We start from the raw sequence: 21,723 nt of genomic DNA, 5'->3' as shown, positions 1-21,723 counted from the left end.
TTTAGGATTGATTAACTTGTATACCTTTTTTGCTAATTGATTCGTCAATTATTAATTTAAACTTATCTATACTCATATTTCCAAGATCTTTACCTTCTCTTGTCCTTACTGAGATTTCATTATTCTCTTCTTCCTTATCTCCAATAATTATCAAGAAAGGTATTCTTTGCATAGTATGTTCTCGTATTTTAAAACCGACTTTTTCATTTCTAATATCAATTTCAGTTCTGAAGCCAAAGTCAACTAATTTATCTTTAGCACTAAAACATGCTTCATTATTTCTATCAGTTATGCCCATAATCATTATTTGAACAGGTGATAACCATGTAGGAAAATTTCCTGAATAATTCTCAATTAATATCCCAATAAATCTCTCAAATGAACCTAAAATAGCTCTGTGAAGCATTACAGGTGTTTGTTTCCTTCCTGTAATATCGATATAATTTGCATTGAGCCTTTGAGGCATGGAGAAATCTACTTGAATTGTTCCGCACTGCCATACTCTGTTGAGACAATCTTTTAGGGAGAATTCAATTTTTGGACCATAGAAGGCGCCTTCTCCAGGGAGTAGCGACCATTCTAATCCTTTTGAATCAAGTGCCTCAGATAAGGCTTTTTCTGATTTGTCCCAGATATCATCACTCCCAACCCTTTTCTCTGGTCTTGTTGAGAGCTTAATAAGAATTGAATCAAAGCCAAAGGTTTTATAAACCTCAAATACCAAATCAATAAAATTTTGGACTTCTTCTTGGATTTGTTCATCGGTACAAAATATGTGTGCATCATCTTGAACAAAATTTCTTACCCTCATTAAGCCATGCAGTGCACCAGAAGGCTCATTGCGATGACAAGAACCAAATTCAGAAAGTCTAATAGGAAGATCTCGATAGCTTTTTAAACCTTGATTGAATATTTGTATGTGGCATGGACAATTCATAGGTTTTATTGCATATTCCCTGTTCTCTGAAGTTGTAGTAAACATATCTTCTTTAAATTTATCCCAATGGCCTGATTTCTCCCAAAGACTTCTATCTACTACTTGGGGAGATTTAACTTCTTGATAATCATATTTTGTAATCGTTTCCCGAATAAAATCTTCTAAAATCCTATAAATAGTCCACCCTTTAGGGTGCCAAAAAACCATACCGGGTGCTTCTTCTTGTGAGTGAAAAAGTGAATACTTTTTCCCTAATTTTCTATGATCTCTTTTCTCAGCTTCTTCAATTCTAGAGATATATTCTTTTAATTCTTTAGAGTTTTTCCAAGCTGTTCCATATATTCTTTGTAGCATTTCATTGTTAGAGTCTCCGCGCCAATAAGCCCCGGATACTTTCATTAGCTTAAATACTCTTAGATGCCTTGTATTTGGCACATGAGGACCTCTGCACATATCAATATATTCTTGATGTTTGTATAACTTTATGATTTCATTTTCAGGGATATTTTTAACTATGTCTAGCTTGAAAATTTCACCTCTATCAGTAAAAACTTCCGTTGCTTTCTCTGGACTAACTATTTCAACACCTACATTATAATCTTTGTTAACTAACTCTTTCATCCTTTTCTCAATTTTGAGAAGATCATCAGGAGTAAAGGTATCTTTATAAGAAATATCATAATAAAAACCATCTTCAATTACCGGCCCTATTGCCATTTTTGCTTCGGGGTATAATTGCTTTACAGCATGTCCAAGAAGATGAGCGAATGAATGTCTAATAATTTCTAGTCCTTCATCATCTTTAGATGTAATAATCTGTATATGAGAATTTTGAGTTATAGGAATACAAGTATCAATTAATTCCCCATTCACTCTCCCCGCTAGCGCTGCTTTTGCTAAACCAGGACCAATTTCTGATGCTATTTGGTCAATTGTGACAGCGGAATCATATTTTTTTTCAGTTCCATCAGGTAATGTAATTATTGGCATAATTTTCTACAAACTTGAATAAAATCCTAGAGCTTCTTTGACTCTATTTAATGTTAACTTAGAAACTTCCTCGGCAGTAAGTTTGCCTTTATTTAGTATTCTTTTTAACTCCTCTGGATCATTCATTAGTTCTTTATACTTTTCTTGAATAGGTTTGAGAACGTTAATCATTGCCTCTGTAAATTCTGGTTTGAATTTACCCCAGCCCATTTCTGCACAATACGCTGCTGCTTTTTCTCTTCCTAGGCCAGAAATTATTGAATAAATTGTTAAAAGATTATCCGCTTCAGGTCTTGAGGGATTTCCAAATTCTAGTCCTAATTCTGAGTCGGTTTTTGCACGTTTTATTTTTTTAGTAATTACTTCTGGATTGTCTAATAAAGTAATCCTACTATTTTCATTTGGGTCGCTTTTACTCATTTTCTTTGTTCCGTCAGTCAGGCTCATGACTTTGGAACACTCTTTCAAAATTAAGGGATTTGGAACTTTAAGTATTGGATTCTCTTTTGTTCCGAATTTTGAATTAACTCTTTGAGAAGCAATATCTCTCGCAAGCTCCAGATGCTGCTTTTGATCTTCTCCAACAGGAACCAAATCAGCGTCATAGAGAAGAATATCCGCTGCCATAAGTACTGGATAATCTAATAATCCAATAGATACATTGTCGCCTTGTTTAATTGACTTTTCCTTAAACTGAATCATTCTCTCCATCCAGTTTAAAGGAGTTAAGCAATTTAATATCCAGCAAAGCTCGCTATGGGCGCTTATCTGACTTTGAATGAATATTGAGCATTTATCAGGATTCATCCCACAAGCGATATACAAAGCCGCTGTAGATAGAGAATTTTGATGAAGAGATTTTGGGTCATGCGGAGTGGTTATCGCATGAAGATCAACAACGCAAACAAAAGTTTCGTAATTTTCTTGTAATTCAACCCAATTTCTTATTGCACCAAGCCAGTTACCAATATGAACATCTCCTGTGGGTTGAACACCAGATAAGACTCGCTTCTGATTCACTTATCCTTGCTCGCTTGTATCTGTGGAATCAACTTCATTTGAACTTGCTGCTGTTGCTTGATCATTATCTTTTTCTCCAGGATCTTGAGTAACATTTTTTCCCTGATCAGTATCAGCGACCTCTTTCTCTTTAACTGGTTTTTCTGGCCTTGCAAAAGGGTTGGGCTTTGTGTTGACTGAGTTGTTATTTTCACCGTTATAGTTTCCGCTGTTACCCCTTCTTCTTTGGTCATTAGCAGGCGCTTGAGACCTATATTGGTTGACTAAATTTTCAAGACTTCCATCTTCAAGCATTTGCGCAAGAGTTCTTACTGCGAAACCTAGAACAGCGACAGTAGAACGAAGATTAAAGGCTTCTTGTAATGATCTGGCTGCTCGCATTTCATTATCACTTAAGCGAATACGAAAGCCTCCCTCTCTATTGTTAGGACCTCGGCCACCTCTAAAGTTATTACGACCATTTTGTCTTTGGTTTTGGAAATCGCCACCACCTGACTGATTATTGGTGTAAGAGTCACCCATGAACATATTTGCCAATAGGGGCAAGTGTGACGCATAGCCGGTACTTTTGCGACATATTTGAATATCTTGATTAGCACTTTCACATCTAAGGATATTGATTCCAGCGGAATGATTTGATTTCTTTAGGCATAAATTTTTCTTTTTAAAAACGTAAAACCTTCTTTCTTTGCGGTTATTAAGGGGAAATTTGCTTTAAAATGAAAGTTAGCTAAGAAGAAACTGTATTTATTGAAATCGTGGAAAATCATTCATTAACAAAATCTCCTCTCTCCTTGCCTTCTTTTTCGATTCCGAAAATTAGTCTTTTTATTGGGCTAACTATCACAGGTCAATGGGTTTTGAGTGATGTGGCCCATATTCCTGGGGGTGGACTTGGATTGCTATTAGGCCTTGGTTGTATTTTTTATTTTTTAAAACCAGGGAAGGTTTCATTTGATGCTCCCTCAACTGTTCAAGGATGGGTAAGAAGATGTCATGACGTTTTAGAGAATTTTGAGTACTTACTTGAGGATGGAGAGCAAAGTGAAAGAAAAAAAGAAAGAATAAATTCCTTGCAAAAAATTATTGATAGAAGCGAAGATCAAAGCATTGGTTTCTTGAAAACAAAAGGCGTAAAATTGCCTGATAAAGAGCAATTGGAAAAAGTTTTAGGAATAAAAAATCAAATAAAAGTTTCTTTCCCACCATCTCTTCCGGTAAGAGATCGAAATTGGATTTTGCCAGATTTAATCCAAGAACAAGATTTTATTGTTTATTCTTTGGCACTTCCAATGAGCGCAGCTGATCTTTTGTGGATTAAAAATATCCCTACAGATCAACCAGCCTGGCTAATGGTTGCCAGTAAAGAATCTACTGATTGGTCTGATGAACGAAATGCATTGGAGGCTCAATTACCTGATAGATGGACTAACAGAGTATTGAAATGGGATGGATCTCAAACAGAAATGGCAACGGTTCTTTCTCCCATTAAGAAACTTCTTGAAAATCCAAAGAAGAATACAGACATTACCAAGCAAAGACTTTTGTCTCGATTGCATACTTCTTGGCAAAAAGATTTAGAAAAATTAAGAAGAGAAAAATTCAAGGTTATTCAAACAAGATCTCAGTGGATAGTTGCTGGTATCGTTTTCGCCTCCCCTGTAGCCTCAACTGATTTGCTTGCAGTTGCAGTTGTTAATGGCTTGATGATCAAAGAAATGTCGAAAATATGGTCTTCCAAAATGAAGCCAGAATTACTTGAGGCAGTCTCAAGACAACTAGCAATGGCTGCAATCGCTCAAGGAGTTGTCGAATGGAGTGGACAGTCGTTGTTGAGCTTGGCAAAGCTTGATGGCTCCTCTTGGGTGGCTGCTGGAACAATTCAGGCCTTGAGTGCTGCTTATTTAACCAGAGTGGTTGGAAGATCGATGGCTGATTGGATGGCTCTTAATAATGGAGTAACTCAACCTGATTTAGAACTTATTAAGCAACAAGCTCCTCAACTGGTGTCAAAAGCTGCTGAACTTGAAAGAGTTGATTGGGTGGCTTTTTTAAAGCAATCAAAAGAATGGATTCAGTCTCAATCTATTAATTACAAAGTTAAATCATTTTAAGTTTATAACTGTTCTTCTGGTATATCTTTGACTTATATTTAGATAAGACATTAATATTTTCTAATTTCAAATATATGTTTAATAAAAAGATTTTTTCTGAGTATATTTATAAGAAAAATAAGATACTTAGTTTATCTCTTTTACTTGCTTTAAATATTTTATTCTCGACAGGATGTGTAAATAAAAAAACTTATGGACCAAGCTATGAAAAGCCTTTTGTTTTAACTACTTTTACAATTTTGGCGGATCTTGCTAGAAATGTTGCTGGGGATAGACTTTTAGTTGAATCAATAACGAAACCAGGGGCAGAAATCCATAGTTATCAATTTACACCTAGTGATATTGTAAAAACTAAAGGAGCAAAACTGATTATTGAAAATGGTTTAGGTCTTGAAGCATGGTTTTCGAAATTTATGAGTAGTACGGGTGATGTCCCCAAGGTGAAATTAACTGAGGGGATAAAGCCATTATTGATAGATGGTGATGCTTATGCAGGCAGGCCAAATCCTCATGCCTGGATGTCACCCAAAAGAGCTATGAATTATGTAGATAAAATAGTCGATGCTTTTATTAAAATCGATCCTGATGGAGCTCTTGAATATTCATCTAACGCTTCAACCTATAAAGCTAAACTTGAATCGCTTGATAAAGAGCTCAGAGATTCTTTATCCTCTATTCCTAAAGAAAGAAGATTTTTGGTGACATGTGAAGGAGCCTTTACTTATCTGGCCCGTGATTACGGAATGAAAGAGGCATATTTGTGGCCAGTTAATGCTGAAAGTCAAGTAACCCCAAGGAGGATGGTGAATCTAATAAAAAAAATCAAAGAGAATGAAGTCCCAACAATTTTTTGCGAAAGTACTGTGAGTGCAGAAGCACAAATGGAAGTTGCGAAATCAAGCGGAGCTGTTTTTGGTGGGACCTTCTACGTTGATTCACTCTCAGATCTAAATGGTCCTGCTCCTACCTATATAGATTTACTAAGGCACAATGTTCGATTAATTACTAAGGGCCTATCCATTTCAGAAGTGAAAAAATAATGAACCCAATTTTTAAAAGCCATGAGAAAGATTTTATGCGTATTGAGGCAGACCAAGTTTGTGTTGACTACAACGGTACAGTTGCTCTCTATGACGCTAGTTTAAATTTAAAGGCTGGATCTATATGTGGTCTTGTGGGGATGAATGGTGCAGGAAAATCAACTTTTTTCAAGGCTCTGATGGGTTTTGTTAGACCTTCAAGGGGAAAAATCAGGATCAATGGTATAAAGGTTAATCAAGCGCAGAAGGAGCAATCGGTTGCATATGTTCCACAAAATGAAGGGATAGATTATTCATTCCCCGTGAGCGTTTGGGATGTTGTGATGATGGGCAGATATGGCGCTATGAATATTTTTCGAATACCAAGAGAATCTGATAGAAGAGCCGTTATTCACGCCCTTGAAAGAGTTGATCTTTTGGATCTCAGAGAGAGACCAATAGGATCTTTATCAGGAGGACAACGCAAAAGAGCTTTTCTTGCAAGAGCAATTGCTCAGAGGGCATCAGTACTTCTTTTAGACGAGCCTTTTTCGGGAGTTGATGTACCTACTGAAAAGCTTATGGCTGAGCTATTTCTTCAGTTTCGACAAGAAGGACACACTATTTTGATTTCTACTCATGATTTGAATCATGTGAGAGATTTTTGTGATTTTGTTGTTCTTATCAATAAGACTGTTCTTGCTTATGGTGAAACCTCGGAAGTTTTTACTTCAGAAAATCTAAATAAAACATTTGGAGGAATTCCACCAAATCCTTTATCGGGGCCGACTTCAAGTAAAGATTTTGTAAATGAGTGAATTTCTAATTTCCATTACGCCAATTGATTGGCTATTGGATCCATTAACTCATGACTTCATGAGAAGAGCTTTAATGGTTAGCGCATTAGTGGGAGGTGTTTGTGGACTTTTATCTTGTTATATGACCTTAAAAGGTTGGGCATTAATGGGTGACGCAGTTTCCCATGCGGTTATGCCAGGGGTGGTTGTTGCTTATGCATTAGGGCTCCCTTTCTCCTTAGGTGCTTTTGTTTTTGGAGTTGGTTCAGTTGCTTTGATTGGATTCGTTAAGCAGAAATCCAGAATTAAAGAAGATACAGTAATAGGACTTGTTTTTACTGGTTTTTTTGCATTAGGCCTTGTATTGGTTTCAAAAATAAAAAGTAATATTGATCTAATGCAAATACTTTTTGGAAGTCCTCTGGGGATCTCTCGTTCAGATGTAAACCAGACTTTAATAATTTCGTTTATTGTTATATCTATTTTGCTTATATTTAGAAAAGATTTAATGCTTTATTGTTTTGATGCTAAGCATGCTAGATCTATAGGAATTAATACAGGTATACTTCATTATTTATTATTAACTTTATTATCTCTATCAGCAGTAGTTGGTTTGCAAACTGTTGGCATTATCCTCGTAGTAGCAATGCTTATTACGCCTGGTGCTACAGCATATTTGTTAACTGATCGTTTTGATCAGATGACTTTATTAGCAGTTATTAGCAGCTCATTCTCAAGTATTCTAGGTGTCTATATAAGTTATTGGTCCGATATCGAAACAGGTGGATCTATCGTTTTAGTTCAAACATTAATATTTCTAATAGCATTTTTATTTGCTCCAAGATATGGAATATTTAAAAATCAATCTCTAATAAAAAATGATTAATTTATTACAACTATGAGTAACCTAGCTTCTGAACAGAAATGGAGTTGGTGGCCACTTTTACCGCTCTATCCTTATGGCAGAAAAAGAACAATATTCAGGGAATTAGTCCCAAATCAGATTTGGAGTTTTGAACAACTTCAGGGAATTTATTATGTTGCTGTCCCTGTGAGGTTATTAGTTGTAAGAGTAAAGAATGAATTGATGATAATTAACCCTCTCCCCCCGACGAAAGAATTGCTGAGTGATATCGACGTACTTGTGAAAAAAATTGGTCCTGTAAAAACTATAGTTTTACCAACGGCCTCTGGGTTGGAACATAAAATTGCTCTACCTGCATTGGCTAGAGCTTTTCCTGATTCAAAAATATGGGTTTGCCCAGGTCAATGGAGTTTTCCATTTCAATTGCCTTTTGATTGGTTGGGAATTCCGTCTAAAAGAACAAATATTTTATTGGCTGATGGATTTCCTCATAGTGATTATTTAGATTGGATTCCATTGGGACCAATTGATATTGGCTTAGGACGATTTCAAGAAATATCTTGTTTTCATAAACCATCAAAATCTTTGTTGGTTACTGATGCACTTGTGGGTATTGAGGAGACTCCTCCTGAGCTCTTTGATTTAGATCCTACGCCTTTATTGTTTCATTCAAGAGAGAAGGGGTCTGAAGAGCTAATTGATACGCCAATTGCAAGAAGGAAAGGATGGCTTCGTTTGGTTCTTTTTGCTTCCTACTTAAGGCCTGAAAAGTTGGAGATACCAAAAATAAAAGAAATTTTTGAAAACGCTTTTAAACCAAATTTAAGAAATAAAAGAGCACATTTCGGCATATATCCTTTTTCTTGGCAGAAAGGCTGGGAGTTGTCTGCTAAAAAACTTGTTGGGAAAAACAATCCTCTGATACAAATTGCTCCTGTAATAGAAAGGCTGGTTTTCCCTAGAGGACAAAAAGCTTTAATAACTTGGTTAAATAAAGTTGAATCTTTGCAAGGTCTTTCTTGGTTAATATCTGCTCATTACAGCGGGAAAGTTAGATTTTCAAAAAATGAAGTAACAGCGTTAAAAAATAAAATTAAAAAATCTGATTGGGCTACAAGTAAGAGTGATTTTGGATTTTTAAGTTGGTTAGATCAAAAATTATTAAAAATCGGCGTAGTACCAAAAGACCCTCTGAAAAAATTTAGTGATTAAATTTTATCTGGGTCGACTGACATCTCTTCATCAGATAAGAGTGTTTCCTCTAGCTGTTTCCTTTGCTCCATTTGCCTTAAGAAATAACCTGTCATCATTGCAGAGGCTAATAAACTCGCCAAATTATCCTTGCTAGAAGTAACTTTTACCTCAAATTGCTCTCCTGGAAGCATTCCAAGTAATCCTTGAACGTTGTGTCGAATTATTTCTTGGATTTCTGGACTTGCAGATTTTGCAACTCTTTGTAGAACGTCCGCAGGTTGGTCTTGTAAGTACTGAATTAGAGCATTTGCCTCATGAGCCTCATTATTGTCTGTAGCTAAAAATTCAGGATTAAACATCCAGTTTTTTACGTGTAACTACACATTATCGCAAAATGTACTCCAATAAAATTTAATTTAGGTTATGGGAACCGAATAGGTCCTATTTTTTTTAAAGGCCAGTACCTTACAAGTGCCGTACCAATAAGATTTTTTTCTGGAAGAGCTCCCCATATGTGAGAGTCCAAACTGTTATTTCGGTTGTCTCCTAAAACCCAAAGTGAATACTCAGGTACATTGGTTGGTTTCATTTCATATTGGATAGGTTCTTTAATCCAAGGTTCATTTATTTCTTTTTCATTTCTATATAGTTTCCCATTAGTAACTTCTATTTTGTCTCCAGGTAATCCAACGACTCTTTTTATTAGCGCTGATCCATCACTGTAACCCGCTTCTGTAAGTATTTTTGGAGGTTTGAAAATAACAATTGTATTTAAATTTAAATGTTTATTTAGTTTATGATTAAGTCTTGGGGTTATTTTTTCTATCAATATTCGATCTTGAATTTGCAAAGTTGGAATCATTGATCCAGATGGAATCCATCTGGGTTCAACTGCTTGCCATCTTAATAAAAGCGCAATTAGTATCCAAACCAACAATCCTTTCCAATTATTTTGGGTTTGATTTTTTTTTGATTCAGTGGATGTCATGAATTTTCTTTGTTTTAGTTTCTTGTTGGAAAGTTCTTTACAAAAATCGAAGTAGTTTTTCTTTTGGCAATTTCACTAGCACGTTACAATTTTTTTATTAGTTTAGAGCTCCTTAAAACTCTAGTAGCAAAGGGAGTGAAATATTTTGTCCTTTGCCCCGGCAGTAGATCAGGCCCTCTTGCATTAGCAGCAGCAAGTCTTTCTAAAAGGAAAGAATTAACTCTAATAACATCAATTGATGAAAGGTCAGCTGCTTTCCTTGCTTTGGGAATAAGTGCAGCTAGTGGACAAGTAAGTTGTGTCATTACAACTTCTGGAAGTGCTGTCGCAAACCTTTTGCCGGCGGCTGTTGAAGCAGATAGGTCATGCCATCCTATCTTGTTCTTGACTGCAGATAGACCTTTACGATTAAAAGAATGTGGAGCGAATCAAGCAGTTAATCAACAGGATTTTCTTAAGTCTGTTTGTAGACATTTTGATGAATCTCCAAAAGAAGGAATTCATTTAATTTCTAAAGAAAGACTGACATCTTTAATTAATAAATCATTCGAAATGGCTTCTAATATTCCTGGCCCAGTTCATATTAACCTCGCTTATGAAGAGCCTTTGCATCCTTGCGAAATTGATCAGAAGAAAGTTCTTGATGGATGGGTCCTTGAAGGATTTTTAGAGGAAAAAATTACTTCAAATAAGATTGAGGCTGTTCAAAATTCTCCATCTTTAAAACTACCAGTATTAGATCCATTTTCTTTAGGAATAATTATTGTTGGGCCATGGAGAGGGAAAGCAAAACAACTTGTTCCTTTTAGGAATGCATTAAAGAAATGGCAGAAATTAACTGGATGGCCAATTTTTGCTGATCCACTTTCTGGGGTTGAAAATCATCAAGAAGGTTTGATAAATCACTGGGATCTTTTTTTCTCAATAGGTTTATTTGAAAAAATCAAAGAGATTCAAGTTTTACGCTTGGGTCCAATGCCACCAAGCAGAGAATTACACACTTGGCTTGCAAAACCTGGAAAAGTTCGATTACTTATTACGGAGGGAGATTGTCGAAATCTTGATCCAATAGGTGGATCAACTCAATTTAGTGAAGGGTTTTCTTGTTGGATTAATAAATTGCTTGAGGGTAATCCTACAAACCCAGCAATAGATAAAAAAATTGTTAGTCAAAAATTGACTAAAGAGCTTATAAAATATGATTCATTTATCCATGATTGGCTTGATAAAAGGTTATTCAGGAATGGGTTAATTACTGAACCTGCCTTAGCTAGATTACTTCCTCGCTTGTTGCCAACTTCTATCCCTGTGATGCTTGCTTCAAGTAGTCCCATAAGAGATTGGTTAAGTTACTCGGGAGAGGGGGCTTTTCTTAGAAGGTGCTTTGGCTTTCGGGGGGCATCAGGAATTGATGGGACACTCTCAATGGGTATGGGATTATCAATAATTATGGGAAGGATGATATTGGTAACTGGTGATTTAGCTCTTCTTCATGATACAAATGGTTGGTTATTTTCTAAGGATAAAAATATTAGTCTAATCGTAATCATGATTGATAATGGAGGAGGGGGCATATTTAATCAATTAAATATAGATAGAATCCAAGAAGGAAATTTTGAAGAAATTTTTCTTATGCCTCAGCAAGTTTGTCATCTTACACTTGCTAAAGCCTACGGATTGAAATATAAGCAAGTTGCTTGTTTGGATGATTTAGAACAAGCAATTGAATGGAGTTTTTCTTTGTCAACAAATGTATTGATAAGAGCTTGTACTAACTCTCTAGAAGATCATAAATTGAGAGTAAGTTTACGTGATGACTTAAAAAAAACATTATCTGAGAATTTATCAATTTTTGACTAAGTTTAATTTAAAAAAATGACTTTAAAACCTGTTAATTCTAACAATATCTCAAGAAGAGTTCTCCCTGGGGAAATTATTACCTCATGGGCCTCTGTTGGTGAATACAAAGATATCCTGCTTGACATAAGTCCGGAAGGAATTGCTCGAGTTGCGATAAATCGACCTGAGAAAAGAAATGCTTTTCGACCTCAAACAATTTCAGAACTTTGTGATGCATTTATCAGAATAAGAGAAGATCCGAAAATCGGAGTGGTCTTATTTACAGGGGTAGGACCTTCCAAAGATGGAAAGTTCGCTTTTTGTTCTGGAGGAGATCAGGCTATACGTGGAAGTGGAGGATACCTAGGGGATGATGGAATCCCGCGTTTAAATGTTCTTGATTTGCAACGTATAATTAGGAGTCTTCCTAAAGTAGTTATTGCGCTTGTTCCTGGTTTCGCAATCGGGGGAGGACATGTTTTGCATTTGATTTGCGATTTGAGCTTAGCTGCAGATAATGCAATATTTGGTCAAACAGGACCTAAAGTTGGAAGCTTTGACGCAGGGTTTGGTTCAAGTTATTTGGCAAGGGTTGTAGGTCAAAAGAAGGCCAGAGAAATTTGGTTCCTATGTAGGAAATATGGAGCGAAGGAAGCATTGGATATGGGGTTAATAAATGCCATCTCACCAATTAACTTGCTCGAGTCAGAAGGTGTTAAATGGGCTAGGGAAATACTTCAAAACAGTCCAACCGCTATAAAGTGTTTGAAATTTTCTTTTAATGCTGATACAGATGGATTAGCAGGTATCCAAGAGCTTGCTGGCCAGGCAACACATCTTTTTTATACGACTGATGAGTCAAAGGAGGGAAGAAATGCTTTCATGGAGAAAAGGGATCCTGATTTCTCCGAATCAAAATGGCTTCCATGATTTTATTTAGTTTATCCCAAAAATAAATCTTTCTTTTTCATGAATAAAATGCGAATACTTTTTGCTGCTGCTGAATGCGCCCCAATGATAAAGGTTGGAGGTATGGGTGATGTTGTTGGTTCATTACCTCCTGCGCTTAAAAAACTTGGACATGACGTTCGATTAATAATTCCAGGTTATGGAAAATTATGGACGTTGATGGATATTTCTCCTGAACCAATTTTTCGAGCCAACACAATGGGTGTTGACTTCGCTGTTTTTGAAACAAGGCATCCCTCTAATGGGTTGCCAATTTATTTGATTGGACATCCATGTTTTGATTCTGAGCGTATTTACGGAGGAGAAGATGAAGATTGGAGATTTACTTTTTTTGCTAGTGCAGTCTCTGAATTTGCATGGAACTCATGGAAACCACAAGTCCTCCATTGTCATGATTGGCATACTGGAATGATCCCAGTTTGGATGCATCAAGACCCCGAAATTAGTACGGTATTTACTATTCATAATCTCAAGTATCAAGGCCCATGGAGATGGAAGCTTGATCAAATAACTTGGTGTCCCTGGTATATGCATGGTGATCACACCATGGCATCAGCAATGTTGTATGCCGATAGAGTGAATGCAGTATCTCCAACTTATTCAAGGGAAATTCGAACATCTGAATATGGAGAAAAATTAGAGGGACTTTTAAATTATATTTCTGGAAAATTACGAGGAATATTAAATGGAGTTGATCTCGATGAGTGGAATCCGGCAGCGGATAATTCATTGCCAGCTAAATTTAGTGTAGATAATATTTCTGGTAGAGCAATTAATAAAAGAGTCCTGCAAGAAAGAATGGGACTTGAAGTGAATCCAGATAAATATCTAATGGGAATGGTGGGTAGGCTTGTTGATCAAAAAGGTATAGATCTTTTATTACAAGTAGCTAATAGGCTTCTTTCTTATACAGATTCTCAGGTCGTTGTACTTGGGACGGGTGATCGCAACTTAGAGTCATCTTTATGGCAACTTGCGATTGAATATCCTGGTCGTTTTTCTGTTTTCCTTACTTACGATGATGCATTATCTAGGCTCATTTATGGAGGAGTTGATGCATTCCTAATGCCTAGTCGCTTTGAACCATGTGGTATCAGTCAATTGTTAGCTATGCGTTATGGTGCTATTCCGATCGTTAGAAAAGTAGGCGGTTTAGTGGATACAGTAGAACCTTATAATCCGATGAATGAAACAGGTTCCGGATTTTGTTTTGATCGGTATGAACCAATTGACTTCTATACAGCATTAGTTCGTTCTTGGGAAGCATATAGACATCAAAAAAGTTGGAAGGAGTTGCAATTAAGAGCAATGTCAAATAAATATAGTTGGGATAGATCCGCGAAAGAATATGAATTAATGTACAAAGACGTTTGTGGAATTAAGGAGCCTTCTCCTGATGCTGCTGAGGTTGAAAAGTTTTCTTACGGCCAAGACGCAGATCCTTCAAGGAAAGGCACTAAAATAAAATTATAGGATTTTTGAGTATTTAGATTACTTTGCTTCTATTCAAATATTTGTATGGATGTTACTTTTAAGGATTTAATTGAACTGTGGGGGAAGCCAGATAATCAAAAGGAAATAGATCTTAATTTACCTATTGGTCGTATATCTACTGATTCGAGGGCAATTGAAAAGGGTGATTTCTTTGTCCCTTTGGTAGGTAATAAATTTGATGGTCATGATTACTTAGATATGGCTTTTGATCTTGGTATACAGGCAGCAGTAGTTTCTGAAAAATATAATGGTTTGGTACCAACTGAGCTGTCTCACTGGGTGGTTCCAGATACTCTGTACGCCTATCAACAGATCGCATTGCTTCATCGAAGAAATTTAAGTCTTCCTGTGGTTGCTGTTACTGGCTCTGTTGGTAAAACAACTACAAGAGAACTGATTCGAGCAATATTGTCTCCTCTTGGTAAAATTGTCTCGAGTAGAGGGAATGAAAATAATGATATCGGTGTTCCAAAAACTCTGCTTAGAGGGTCGGAAACAGATGCTGCATTTGTTCTTGAAATGGGTATGCGTGGTTTTGGTCAAATTGCACGTCTCTCTCGAGTCGCTGAACCTGATATCGCTGTAATTACAAATGTAGGACAAGCTCATATTGGCATTCTTGGTAGTAGAGAAAATATTGCAAAAGCTAAGTCTGAAATCACCTCAAACCTAAGACCTGATGGTGTTGTGATTATTCCTTTTGGCGACTATCTCTTGGAAAAAGCTTTGTTAGAAAAATGGTCAGGACGTATTGTTCGAGTAGAGATAGAGGGCTTTTCACTGAATTACTCAGATTGTAATAATGAGCATTTTGCTTTTCAAGATATTGAACCAGATTATATTTCTCAAATTGACATGCAAAATAATTTCATTCTTTTTCAGGGAAGAAAATTCAAATTGCCCCTTGAAGGAAGACATAATGCTATGAATTTTCTTCTGGCATTAACTGTCGCAACAGAATTAGGACTATCAATAAAGAATCTTGATCAATTAAAAATTAATATGCCAATGGGAAGAAATAGATTAGTTAATTGTGGACAATATTTAGTTTTAGATGAGACTTACAATGCATCTCCTGAATCTGTTATTGCATCTCTAGAGTTATTGGTAAGCAAGCCTGGCAGACATTTTGCAGTTTTAGGCACGATGCTTGAGTTGGGCTCTGAGAGTATTTCACTTCATCAGAAAGTTCTTAACAAAGCCATTGAATTAGGTCTTACTGGTATTGTTTTCGTATCTTGTGGGGATGAATTTAATATCATAAAAAAGACAATCAAAGAATTACCAAATCATGATGTAGTAAGTACCCCAAAAGATGCGGCTATGTCACTATTGTCATGGCTTTCACCGGGAGACAATATTTTAATTAAAGGTAGTCGTAAGTTGGAATTAGAAAAAGTATTACCATATTTACAGAAATAACTTCGCCGTTTTAGTTAATCAGCCTTAGTTCTAATAATTGCTTTTGATCTTTCAACTACTAAACTTTTATCAGGAATATCTTTACTTATTGTTGAGCCTGCACCAATGGTTACATGTGACCCAATCTTGATGGGCGCAACAAGTACTGAATTTGCACCGGTTTTTGAATAATCTTCAATAATTGTTCTATGTTTATTTTTACCATCAAAATTAGCTGTGATAGTTCCTGCTCCAATATTAATATTTTTTCCTAGAGCTGAATCACCTACATAGCTTAAATGATTGATTTTTGTTCCTTCACCAATACAACTTTTTTTTATTTCTACAAAGTTTCCTATTTTAGAATTTTTACTTATGTTTGATTCCGGCCTTATGTGAGCGAATGGCCCAATTGATGTGTTACTCCCAATCTCTGCTTCATTGATGAATGAATGAATGGCTAATACATTCTCCGCAAGTGTTGAATTTGTTATGACACTGCCTGGTCCTAAATGACATCCATTGCCAATATTGCATTTGCCACGAAGATGAGTTTGTGGCTCAATAATTACATCTGTGCCAAAGATTGAATCCTCACTAAGCGAACAACTAATCGGATCAATAAATGAAACTCCCTTGCTCATCCATAAGGATTTAAGCTTTTCTTGGATGTAATGTTCGCATTCAGATAGTTGAAGCCTATTATTAATGCCCTTAATTTCAAATGGATTATCTACCTCAAAATGTAATGCTTTTTTAAGTAAACTTATAGTATCAGTTAGATAAATTTCATTTTGACTATTTTGGTTAGATAGTAAATTTAAAACATCTGATAATTGTTGCCAATCAAAACAATATATACCCGCATTTATTAATTTATTTTTTCGCTGTTCATTAGTGCAATCTTTCTCTTCGATGATGTTTTTTACTAGTCCTGAATCATTTGTGAATACTCGCCCATATCCTGTTGGATTTTCTAAACTTGAAGATAAAAAAGTTACACTCGCTTTGGATTCTTTGTGAAATTTTAAGAGTGAACTTAGAGTTTTCTCCTTTAGCAGTGGAACATCGCCATTTAATACTAAAAGTTCTCCATTAAATCCTTGTAATTTAGGAATTAATTGCTGGATCGCATGTCCTGTTCCATTTTGAGGTTTCTGAAGAACAAAATCTAAGTTTTGATGATTTTTCAGAGAGTCCTTTACTAAGTTAGCTTGATGTCCTACAACTATTAGCTTACGGCTTGGCTTGAGCCCCTCGGCAGAAGACAAAACCCTATCAATAAGTGATTTTCCTGCTAATGGGTGAAGAACCTTAGGCAGCCTACTTTTCATTCGCGTACCTTTTCCAGCCGCTAAAATTGCGATGGCAAGCATTAGAGTACTTTTTTGATGAAATCTAATTGCTTTATAGCTATTGCGCAGTATTCCATCGCTTTCTCCATGATGAAGTGTTTATTAATTGACTTTTAGATTGCTCAATTTCTCTTGTTGAAATAATTTCTTTAGAGATTCCTCTCCCCGTTGGATCTCTGTAAGGAATTGATGAACGCGTAGCAAGGTGTTCTATTTCCCTGGTGCTTAATTCTTTAAATTGACAATTTTCTGAAATAAAATGTGCTTCTAATTCCTTTCTCATCGCAACTGTTCCTGAACTCCATTTGTTTTGATTATCGATTAAGGGGACTATTGAATAGATCTTTAAGCCAGCTCTTTTAAAACTTGCTCTAATCGAGGCAGCAGTTGAATATGTAATCAAGCGGCCTTTGATAGATAGCTTTTCGGTTAATACAGAAATAAATTCCTCACTCCATAGTTCGGGACACTTTTGTGGGGAAAAAGGATCAAGAAGAATTAAATCAAACTTTAGAGAACCTTTTAATTCATAAATCTTTTGTCTTGCATCTCCCCAGTGAATATTTCCTTCATTAAAACCGTCATTCCATTCCCCTGATTTGTTTATGCAATTAAAAAAATGTAATAGTTTTGGAGACCAAGTTTTCTGAAATATTTTTTGATTGAGAGCAAGATTTAAAGGCCTTTGATCAATTTCAAGCCCATGCCATTCAATTTTTATATTGCTTTGAAATAACTTCTCGAGAATACATCCTGTGTTATACCCCAATCCTACGCAAACATCTAAAACAACTATTTTCTCAGTAGTAGAAAATTGTTCTAATTGAGCTGGCAAGAGATATTTACTAATTGATTCTCTAAGTGCTCCGTCCTTATCATGAAATCCTTCTTCATAGCTCAAGCTGTAAAGACTTAAACTCCCATCTTTTGTCGTTTGAATTCTGTAATCATTCAATTTTAAGAAGAGCTAATTTTTTTGTTGAAGTCTTTTTAGATCATCCCAAAAATCTGGATATGAGATTGCTGCTACTTCGCCACGTCTTAATGTCGAATTAGAAATAGCCATTATTGATGCTATAGCTAAACTCATTGCTATACGGTGATCATCTTCGCTATCAAGCTCACATCCTTCTAAAGGATTTCCTCCATGGATAGTTAGACCATCTGGATGTTCCTCTAGATTGGCTCCCATTCTTTTTAATTGCCTGGCCATCACATCTAAACGATCAGTTTCTTTTACTCTTAATTCACTTGCTCCTTTTATCTGGCTGATACCGTTACAAAAACATGCTGCAACTGACAATATGGGTACCTCGTCTACTAGCCGAGGCATTATCTCATCATCAATCTTAAAGGGCTTCAAGTTTTCTTTATAGTAAACTTTAATGTCTCCAACTGGTTCGCCGGCTACATCCCTTTTGTTTATTATGTTGATATTTGCTTCCATTGCCTCTAATACGTCAAGTATTCCAGTTCTTGTTGGATTTAGACCAACATTTTCAATGATTAGTTCTGATCCTGGGATAATGCTACCAGCAACTAGCCAAAATGCAGCGGAACTAATATCACCGGGGACAATAATTGATTGACCTTTTAGATCTTTCCCTGGGGAAACAGTTATATGCCTACCCATTTCACCATCTACCTCTAGATTAGCTCCAAAGGCTTTTAACATTCTCTCACTATGATCTCTTGATCTTGCTGGCTCTATAACAGTAGTTGAACCTTCTGCATTAAGAGCAGCGAGGAGGATTGCAGATTTTATCTGCGCACTTGCCACTGGTGTGCCAATTACGGCACCCCTTAATTTACTCCCCATAATCGATAGAGGAGCGAGGTCTCCGTCATGTCTTCCAGAAATTTTGGCCCCCATCATTTTTAATGGTTGTCCTACTCTTTTCATTGGCCTATTTCGAAGTGATTTATCTCCTGTAAGGATGAAATGACGATTTTTTTGACCAGCTAATAATCCCATTATTAATCTCATGGTTGTTCCTGAATTTCCACAATTCAAAATATCTTGAGGTTCTTGAAGACCATTTAGTCCAACGCCATTGACTTCAACAATTTCTCCTTTTTTAATTGGACTAATCTTTACACCCATTGACCTCAAGCATTCAGCTGTGCTTAGGGGATCTTCAGCAGGTAAAAGCCCCTCAATTATCGTTTTCCCTTTAGCAATAGAACCGAATAATAGAGAACGATGTGATATGGATTTGTCTCCAGGCACTTTAACTTTCCCAAAGAGTTCCCCTCCTTTTTGAAGGTTTCTTAAAGAATGATCTTTAGTAGGAACTTTCAATTAAAAAACAATGAATTCTCTTTATTTTATTTATTGATACGCTTTATTTCTTATTTATGAATTGTTTATTTGTTTTTGACGCATTAGTTCATCGATAACGTAACCAAACAATTCTGGACTGGGTTGGGTGTTTTCTATCTCTGATAATCCTAATTCGGCCCATCTTTCATCAACTTTGTCTTCAAGTTCTTTTGGCCTTGTTAATGGTTTACCCCATTCATGATTTTTTTCTGGACCAATCTTTGTTGTTGCATCAATAGCTAATCTTCCTCCTAAGCCGATATGTTCACTTGCAAAGTCAAGGGAATCAAAAGGGGTATTTTCTAGTACAAATAAATCTCTTTGAGGATCAACCTGACTGGATAAGACCCAAACCACTTGTCTAGGGTCTCTTACGTTAATGGTCGAGTCGACAACAACGACAAATTTTGTATAGGTGAATTGGGGTAAAGCACTCCAAAAAGCCATTGCAGCTCTTTTCGCTTGTCCTGGATACGCCTTGTCAATTGAGATGACTGCTAATTTGTAACTCAATGCCTCCATTGGAAGGAAGAAATCAACAATTTCAGGGATTTGTTGTTTAAGTATTGGTGTATAAATTCTATTCAAAGCTATTGCTAGCATCGCCTCCTCTTTTGGAGGCCTCCCACTGAACGTTGTTAAAAATATTGGTTCTTTTCTTTGGGTCATGCAGTGGAATCTTATCAAAGGTGAGGACTCAGCTCCTCCATAGAACCCCATATGGTCTCCAAAAGGACCATCTATCATTTCCTCTCCAGGAGATATTGATCCTTCCAAAACTATTTCACTGTGACTTGGTACCTGAAGATCGATGGTTTTGCATTTTGTTAATCGAACACCTTCCCCTGCATATAGACCTGCAAAAAGCCATTCACTGAGCTGTACTGGAATAGGAGTAGCTGCAGCCATAACAAGAAGTGGATGAACTCCTATAGCAACGGCAACTTCTAGTTTCTTATTCATGGCAACAGCTTTGCGAAGATGCCTGGCTCCTCCTCTAACACTTAACCAATGGACTGTCATGCTTTTGGCAGATTGTCTTTGGAGCCGATAAACGCCAACATTTGGGACGCCTGTTTCAGGATCTTTTGTTATTACCAGGCCTAAAGTGATAGCACCTCCTGCATCCTCAGGCCATGGTCGTAAAAGTGGTAAATAATTTAGATCTAAATCTTTTTCACCTATTATTTTTTGATGACATGGTGGTAAGAGATCAATGTCAGGACGAGCTTTAAGTAGGTCCCAAGCAACTGAGGCAAAAGCTTTAGTTGCTTTAAATCCTTTTGGGGGTCTCGGTTGCTGAAGAAGTGCTAATTTTTTTCCTAAATCTTCCAATTCTTCTTGCTTCTCTAATCCCATGCTCCATACGACACGTTCCATTGTTCCAAGTAGATTTACAGCAACAGGCATTGATGAACCTTTTACGTTTTCAAAAAGTAGAGCAGGTCCTCCCATCCCCAGAACTCGGTCACTTATTGCTGCAATTTCTAAATCACTATCAACCTCACCACTTATTCTCTTTAATTGACCTTTGTTTTCCAAAAGAGAGAGAAAATCTCTAATGTCACGTGTAAGAGGTTCTTGACGAAAGAATTTCATGAAGGTCTGCACGATTAACCTAATTATCTAGTTACTGTGACGCAAGTTATTAGCGTTTGTGGAAATGAAACTTTCTTATTATTCTGTAGCAGCAGATGTGCCAAGTGGCATTATTCCTGAATCTTCAGTTGTAATTGATGTTCTTAGAGCTACAACAACAATTGCTTGGGCTCTTGAAAATGGTGCTGATTCAGTACAGGTGTTTGCAGATGTTGATGAACTTAAGAATGAGGCAAAGTCTTTTTTTGAAAAGGATAAAATTCTTGTAGGGGAGCGAGGAGGAAAAAAATTAGATGGGTTTGACTTAGGAAATTCTCCATTGGGAGTTTCAACCGCAAATGTAAGAGGCAAAAGAGTTTTCATGAGTACTACTAATGGAACAAGATCACTTCATCGTGTTAGGGAATCCAAAATTTTATACACAATGGCACTTCCGAATAGAAAAGCTATTGCTGAAAGATTGAAAAGTGATAACCCAAATGAAGTTTGGATTGTAGGGAGTGGATGGGAAGGCTCTTACTCTCTTGAAGATTCTTTGGCCGCTGGAGCTTTAGCCTCTCTTTTAATGGATCAATTAGAGTCCGTACAAGTATTAAATGATGAATTGATGGCCTCTATCGCATTGTGGAAAACTTGGGAGAATGATGTTGAAGGATGTTTACGTATTGCAAGTCATGGACAAAGACTTGCAGGAATAGGCAATCATGATGATGATTTCGCTTGTTGCGCCTCTTTGGACAATCTTTCTGTTATTCCAAAACAGACTGAGATGGGCGTACTTCGCTCAAGCTAACTTTCAAATTATTTTTCTTTTTTTAA

At 36.4% G+C, this 21,723-nt stretch carries 19 protein-coding genes; 10 read left to right on the top strand and 9 right to left on the bottom strand.

Going from position 1 to position 21,723, the window contains the following annotated elements:
- Position 1: 1 nt before the first annotated feature.
- From thrS to SIB75_RS07715, 3 genes are read right to left on the bottom strand one after another with little or no spacing between them, the layout of a single operon-like run.
- Positions 2-1,927, bottom strand: a complete 1,926-nt coding sequence (gene thrS / locus SIB75_RS07725; protein ID WP_413682705.1) for a threonine--tRNA ligase — start codon at positions 1,925-1,927, stop codon at positions 2-4.
- A 6-nt stretch (positions 1,928-1,933) separates the two neighbouring features.
- Positions 1,934-2,947, bottom strand: a complete 1,014-nt coding sequence (trpS, locus tag SIB75_RS07720; protein ID WP_413682704.1) for a tryptophan--tRNA ligase — start codon at positions 2,945-2,947, stop codon at positions 1,934-1,936.
- On the bottom strand, positions 2,948-3,469 hold the full coding sequence (locus tag SIB75_RS07715; RefSeq protein ID WP_413682703.1) for a hypothetical protein: 522 nt from the start codon (positions 3,467-3,469) through the stop codon (positions 2,948-2,950).
- 236 nt (positions 3,470-3,705) lie between these two features.
- On the opposite strand from SIB75_RS07715, the gene SIB75_RS07710 reads away from it, so the two are divergent.
- The 5 genes from SIB75_RS07710 (at position 3,706) to SIB75_RS07690 (ending at position 8,954) form a co-directional block, all read left to right on the top strand.
- Positions 3,706-5,061 carry a YcjF family protein gene (locus SIB75_RS07710; protein WP_413682702.1) on the top strand — a complete coding sequence of 452 codons (1,356 nt, stop codon included), beginning with the start codon at positions 3,706-3,708 and terminating at the stop codon, positions 5,059-5,061.
- A gap of 74 nt (positions 5,062-5,135) precedes the next feature.
- Positions 5,136-6,101: a metal ABC transporter substrate-binding protein gene (locus SIB75_RS07705; protein ID WP_413682701.1), complete on the top strand. Its 966-nt coding sequence runs from the start codon at positions 5,136-5,138 to the stop codon at positions 6,099-6,101.
- Positions 6,101-6,898 (top strand): metal ABC transporter ATP-binding protein, encoded by a 798-nt coding sequence (locus SIB75_RS07700; RefSeq protein ID WP_413682700.1) that lies wholly within the window; start codon positions 6,101-6,103, stop codon positions 6,896-6,898. Before SIB75_RS07705 ends, SIB75_RS07700 begins: the two co-directional genes overlap by 1 nt.
- Positions 6,891-7,763 (top strand): metal ABC transporter permease, encoded by an 873-nt coding sequence (locus SIB75_RS07695; protein ID WP_413390113.1) that lies wholly within the window; start codon positions 6,891-6,893, stop codon positions 7,761-7,763. Before SIB75_RS07700 ends, SIB75_RS07695 begins: the two co-directional genes overlap by 8 nt.
- 12 nt (positions 7,764-7,775) lie before the next feature.
- Complete coding sequence (locus SIB75_RS07690) at positions 7,776-8,954, top strand: DUF4336 domain-containing protein (RefSeq protein WP_413682699.1); 1,179 nt, start codon at positions 7,776-7,778, stop codon at positions 8,952-8,954.
- Here SIB75_RS07690 and SIB75_RS07685 read toward each other — a convergent pair.
- Together SIB75_RS07685 and lepB are read right to left on the bottom strand one after the other, a co-directional pair.
- Positions 8,951-9,295 carry a DUF760 domain-containing protein gene (locus SIB75_RS07685; protein ID WP_413682698.1) on the bottom strand — a complete coding sequence of 115 codons (345 nt, stop codon included), beginning with the start codon at positions 9,293-9,295 and terminating at the stop codon, positions 8,951-8,953. The two genes, SIB75_RS07690 and SIB75_RS07685, sit on opposite strands and share 4 nt — an antisense overlap.
- Positions 9,296-9,357: 62 nt before the next feature.
- Complete coding sequence (gene lepB, locus SIB75_RS07680) at positions 9,358-9,924, bottom strand: signal peptidase I (RefSeq protein WP_413682697.1); 567 nt, start codon at positions 9,922-9,924, stop codon at positions 9,358-9,360.
- Between the two features lie 63 nt (positions 9,925-9,987).
- On the opposite strand from lepB, the gene menD reads away from it, so the two are divergent.
- The 4 genes from menD to SIB75_RS07660 are packed head-to-tail and all read left to right on the top strand — an operon-like array spanning position 9,988 to position 15,648.
- A complete protein-coding gene (menD, locus tag SIB75_RS07675) occupies positions 9,988-11,784 on the top strand; it encodes a 2-succinyl-5-enolpyruvyl-6-hydroxy-3-cyclohexene-1-carboxylic-acid synthase (RefSeq protein WP_413682696.1) in 1,797 nt (598 codons plus the stop codon).
- A 15-nt stretch (positions 11,785-11,799) separates the two neighbouring features.
- The gene (menB, locus tag SIB75_RS07670; protein ID WP_413682695.1) at positions 11,800-12,693 is read left to right on the top strand and encodes a 1,4-dihydroxy-2-naphthoyl-CoA synthase; all 894 of its coding nucleotides are present in this window, start codon (positions 11,800-11,802) and stop codon (positions 12,691-12,693) included.
- Between the two features lie 48 nt (positions 12,694-12,741).
- On the top strand, positions 12,742-14,205 hold the full coding sequence (glgA, locus tag SIB75_RS07665) for a glycogen synthase GlgA (RefSeq protein WP_413684834.1): 1,464 nt from the start codon (positions 12,742-12,744) through the stop codon (positions 14,203-14,205).
- 45 nt (positions 14,206-14,250) lie between these two features.
- Entirely contained in the window at positions 14,251-15,648 is a 1,398-nt protein-coding gene (locus tag SIB75_RS07660) for a UDP-N-acetylmuramoyl-tripeptide--D-alanyl-D-alanine ligase (protein ID WP_413682694.1), read from the top strand.
- Between the two features lie 14 nt (positions 15,649-15,662).
- Here the strand turns inward: SIB75_RS07660 and glmU are convergent, their stop codons facing one another.
- From glmU to SIB75_RS07640, 4 genes are read right to left on the bottom strand one after another with little or no spacing between them, the layout of a single operon-like run.
- Positions 15,663-17,003, bottom strand: a complete 1,341-nt coding sequence (glmU, locus tag SIB75_RS07655; RefSeq protein ID WP_413682693.1) for a bifunctional UDP-N-acetylglucosamine diphosphorylase/glucosamine-1-phosphate N-acetyltransferase GlmU — start codon at positions 17,001-17,003, stop codon at positions 15,663-15,665.
- A gap of 37 nt (positions 17,004-17,040) precedes the next feature.
- Positions 17,041-17,937 (bottom strand): MnmC family methyltransferase, encoded by an 897-nt coding sequence (locus tag SIB75_RS07650; protein WP_413682692.1) that lies wholly within the window; start codon positions 17,935-17,937, stop codon positions 17,041-17,043.
- 12 nt (positions 17,938-17,949) lie between these two features.
- Entirely contained in the window at positions 17,950-19,284 is a 1,335-nt protein-coding gene (gene aroA, locus SIB75_RS07645) for a 3-phosphoshikimate 1-carboxyvinyltransferase (protein ID WP_413682691.1), read from the bottom strand.
- Positions 19,285-19,338: 54 nt separating this feature from the next.
- On the bottom strand, positions 19,339-20,904 hold the full coding sequence (locus SIB75_RS07640) for a UbiD family decarboxylase (protein WP_413682690.1): 1,566 nt from the start codon (positions 20,902-20,904) through the stop codon (positions 19,339-19,341).
- A gap of 64 nt (positions 20,905-20,968) precedes the next feature.
- Here SIB75_RS07640 and SIB75_RS07635 point away from each other — a divergent pair, with 64 nt between their 5' ends.
- Positions 20,969-21,697, top strand: coding sequence for a 2-phosphosulfolactate phosphatase family protein (locus tag SIB75_RS07635; protein WP_413682689.1), 729 nt, complete (start codon positions 20,969-20,971; stop codon positions 21,695-21,697).
- Positions 21,698-21,723: the final 26 nt, after the last annotated feature.

It is taken from the genome of Prochlorococcus sp. MIT 1011 (assembly GCF_047305235.1).
Classification (GTDB): domain Bacteria; phylum Cyanobacteriota; class Cyanobacteriia; order PCC-6307; family Cyanobiaceae; genus Prochlorococcus_B.
Note: the sequence above shows the minus strand (reverse complement) of the source record. Positions and strands in the feature narration are given on the sequence as shown.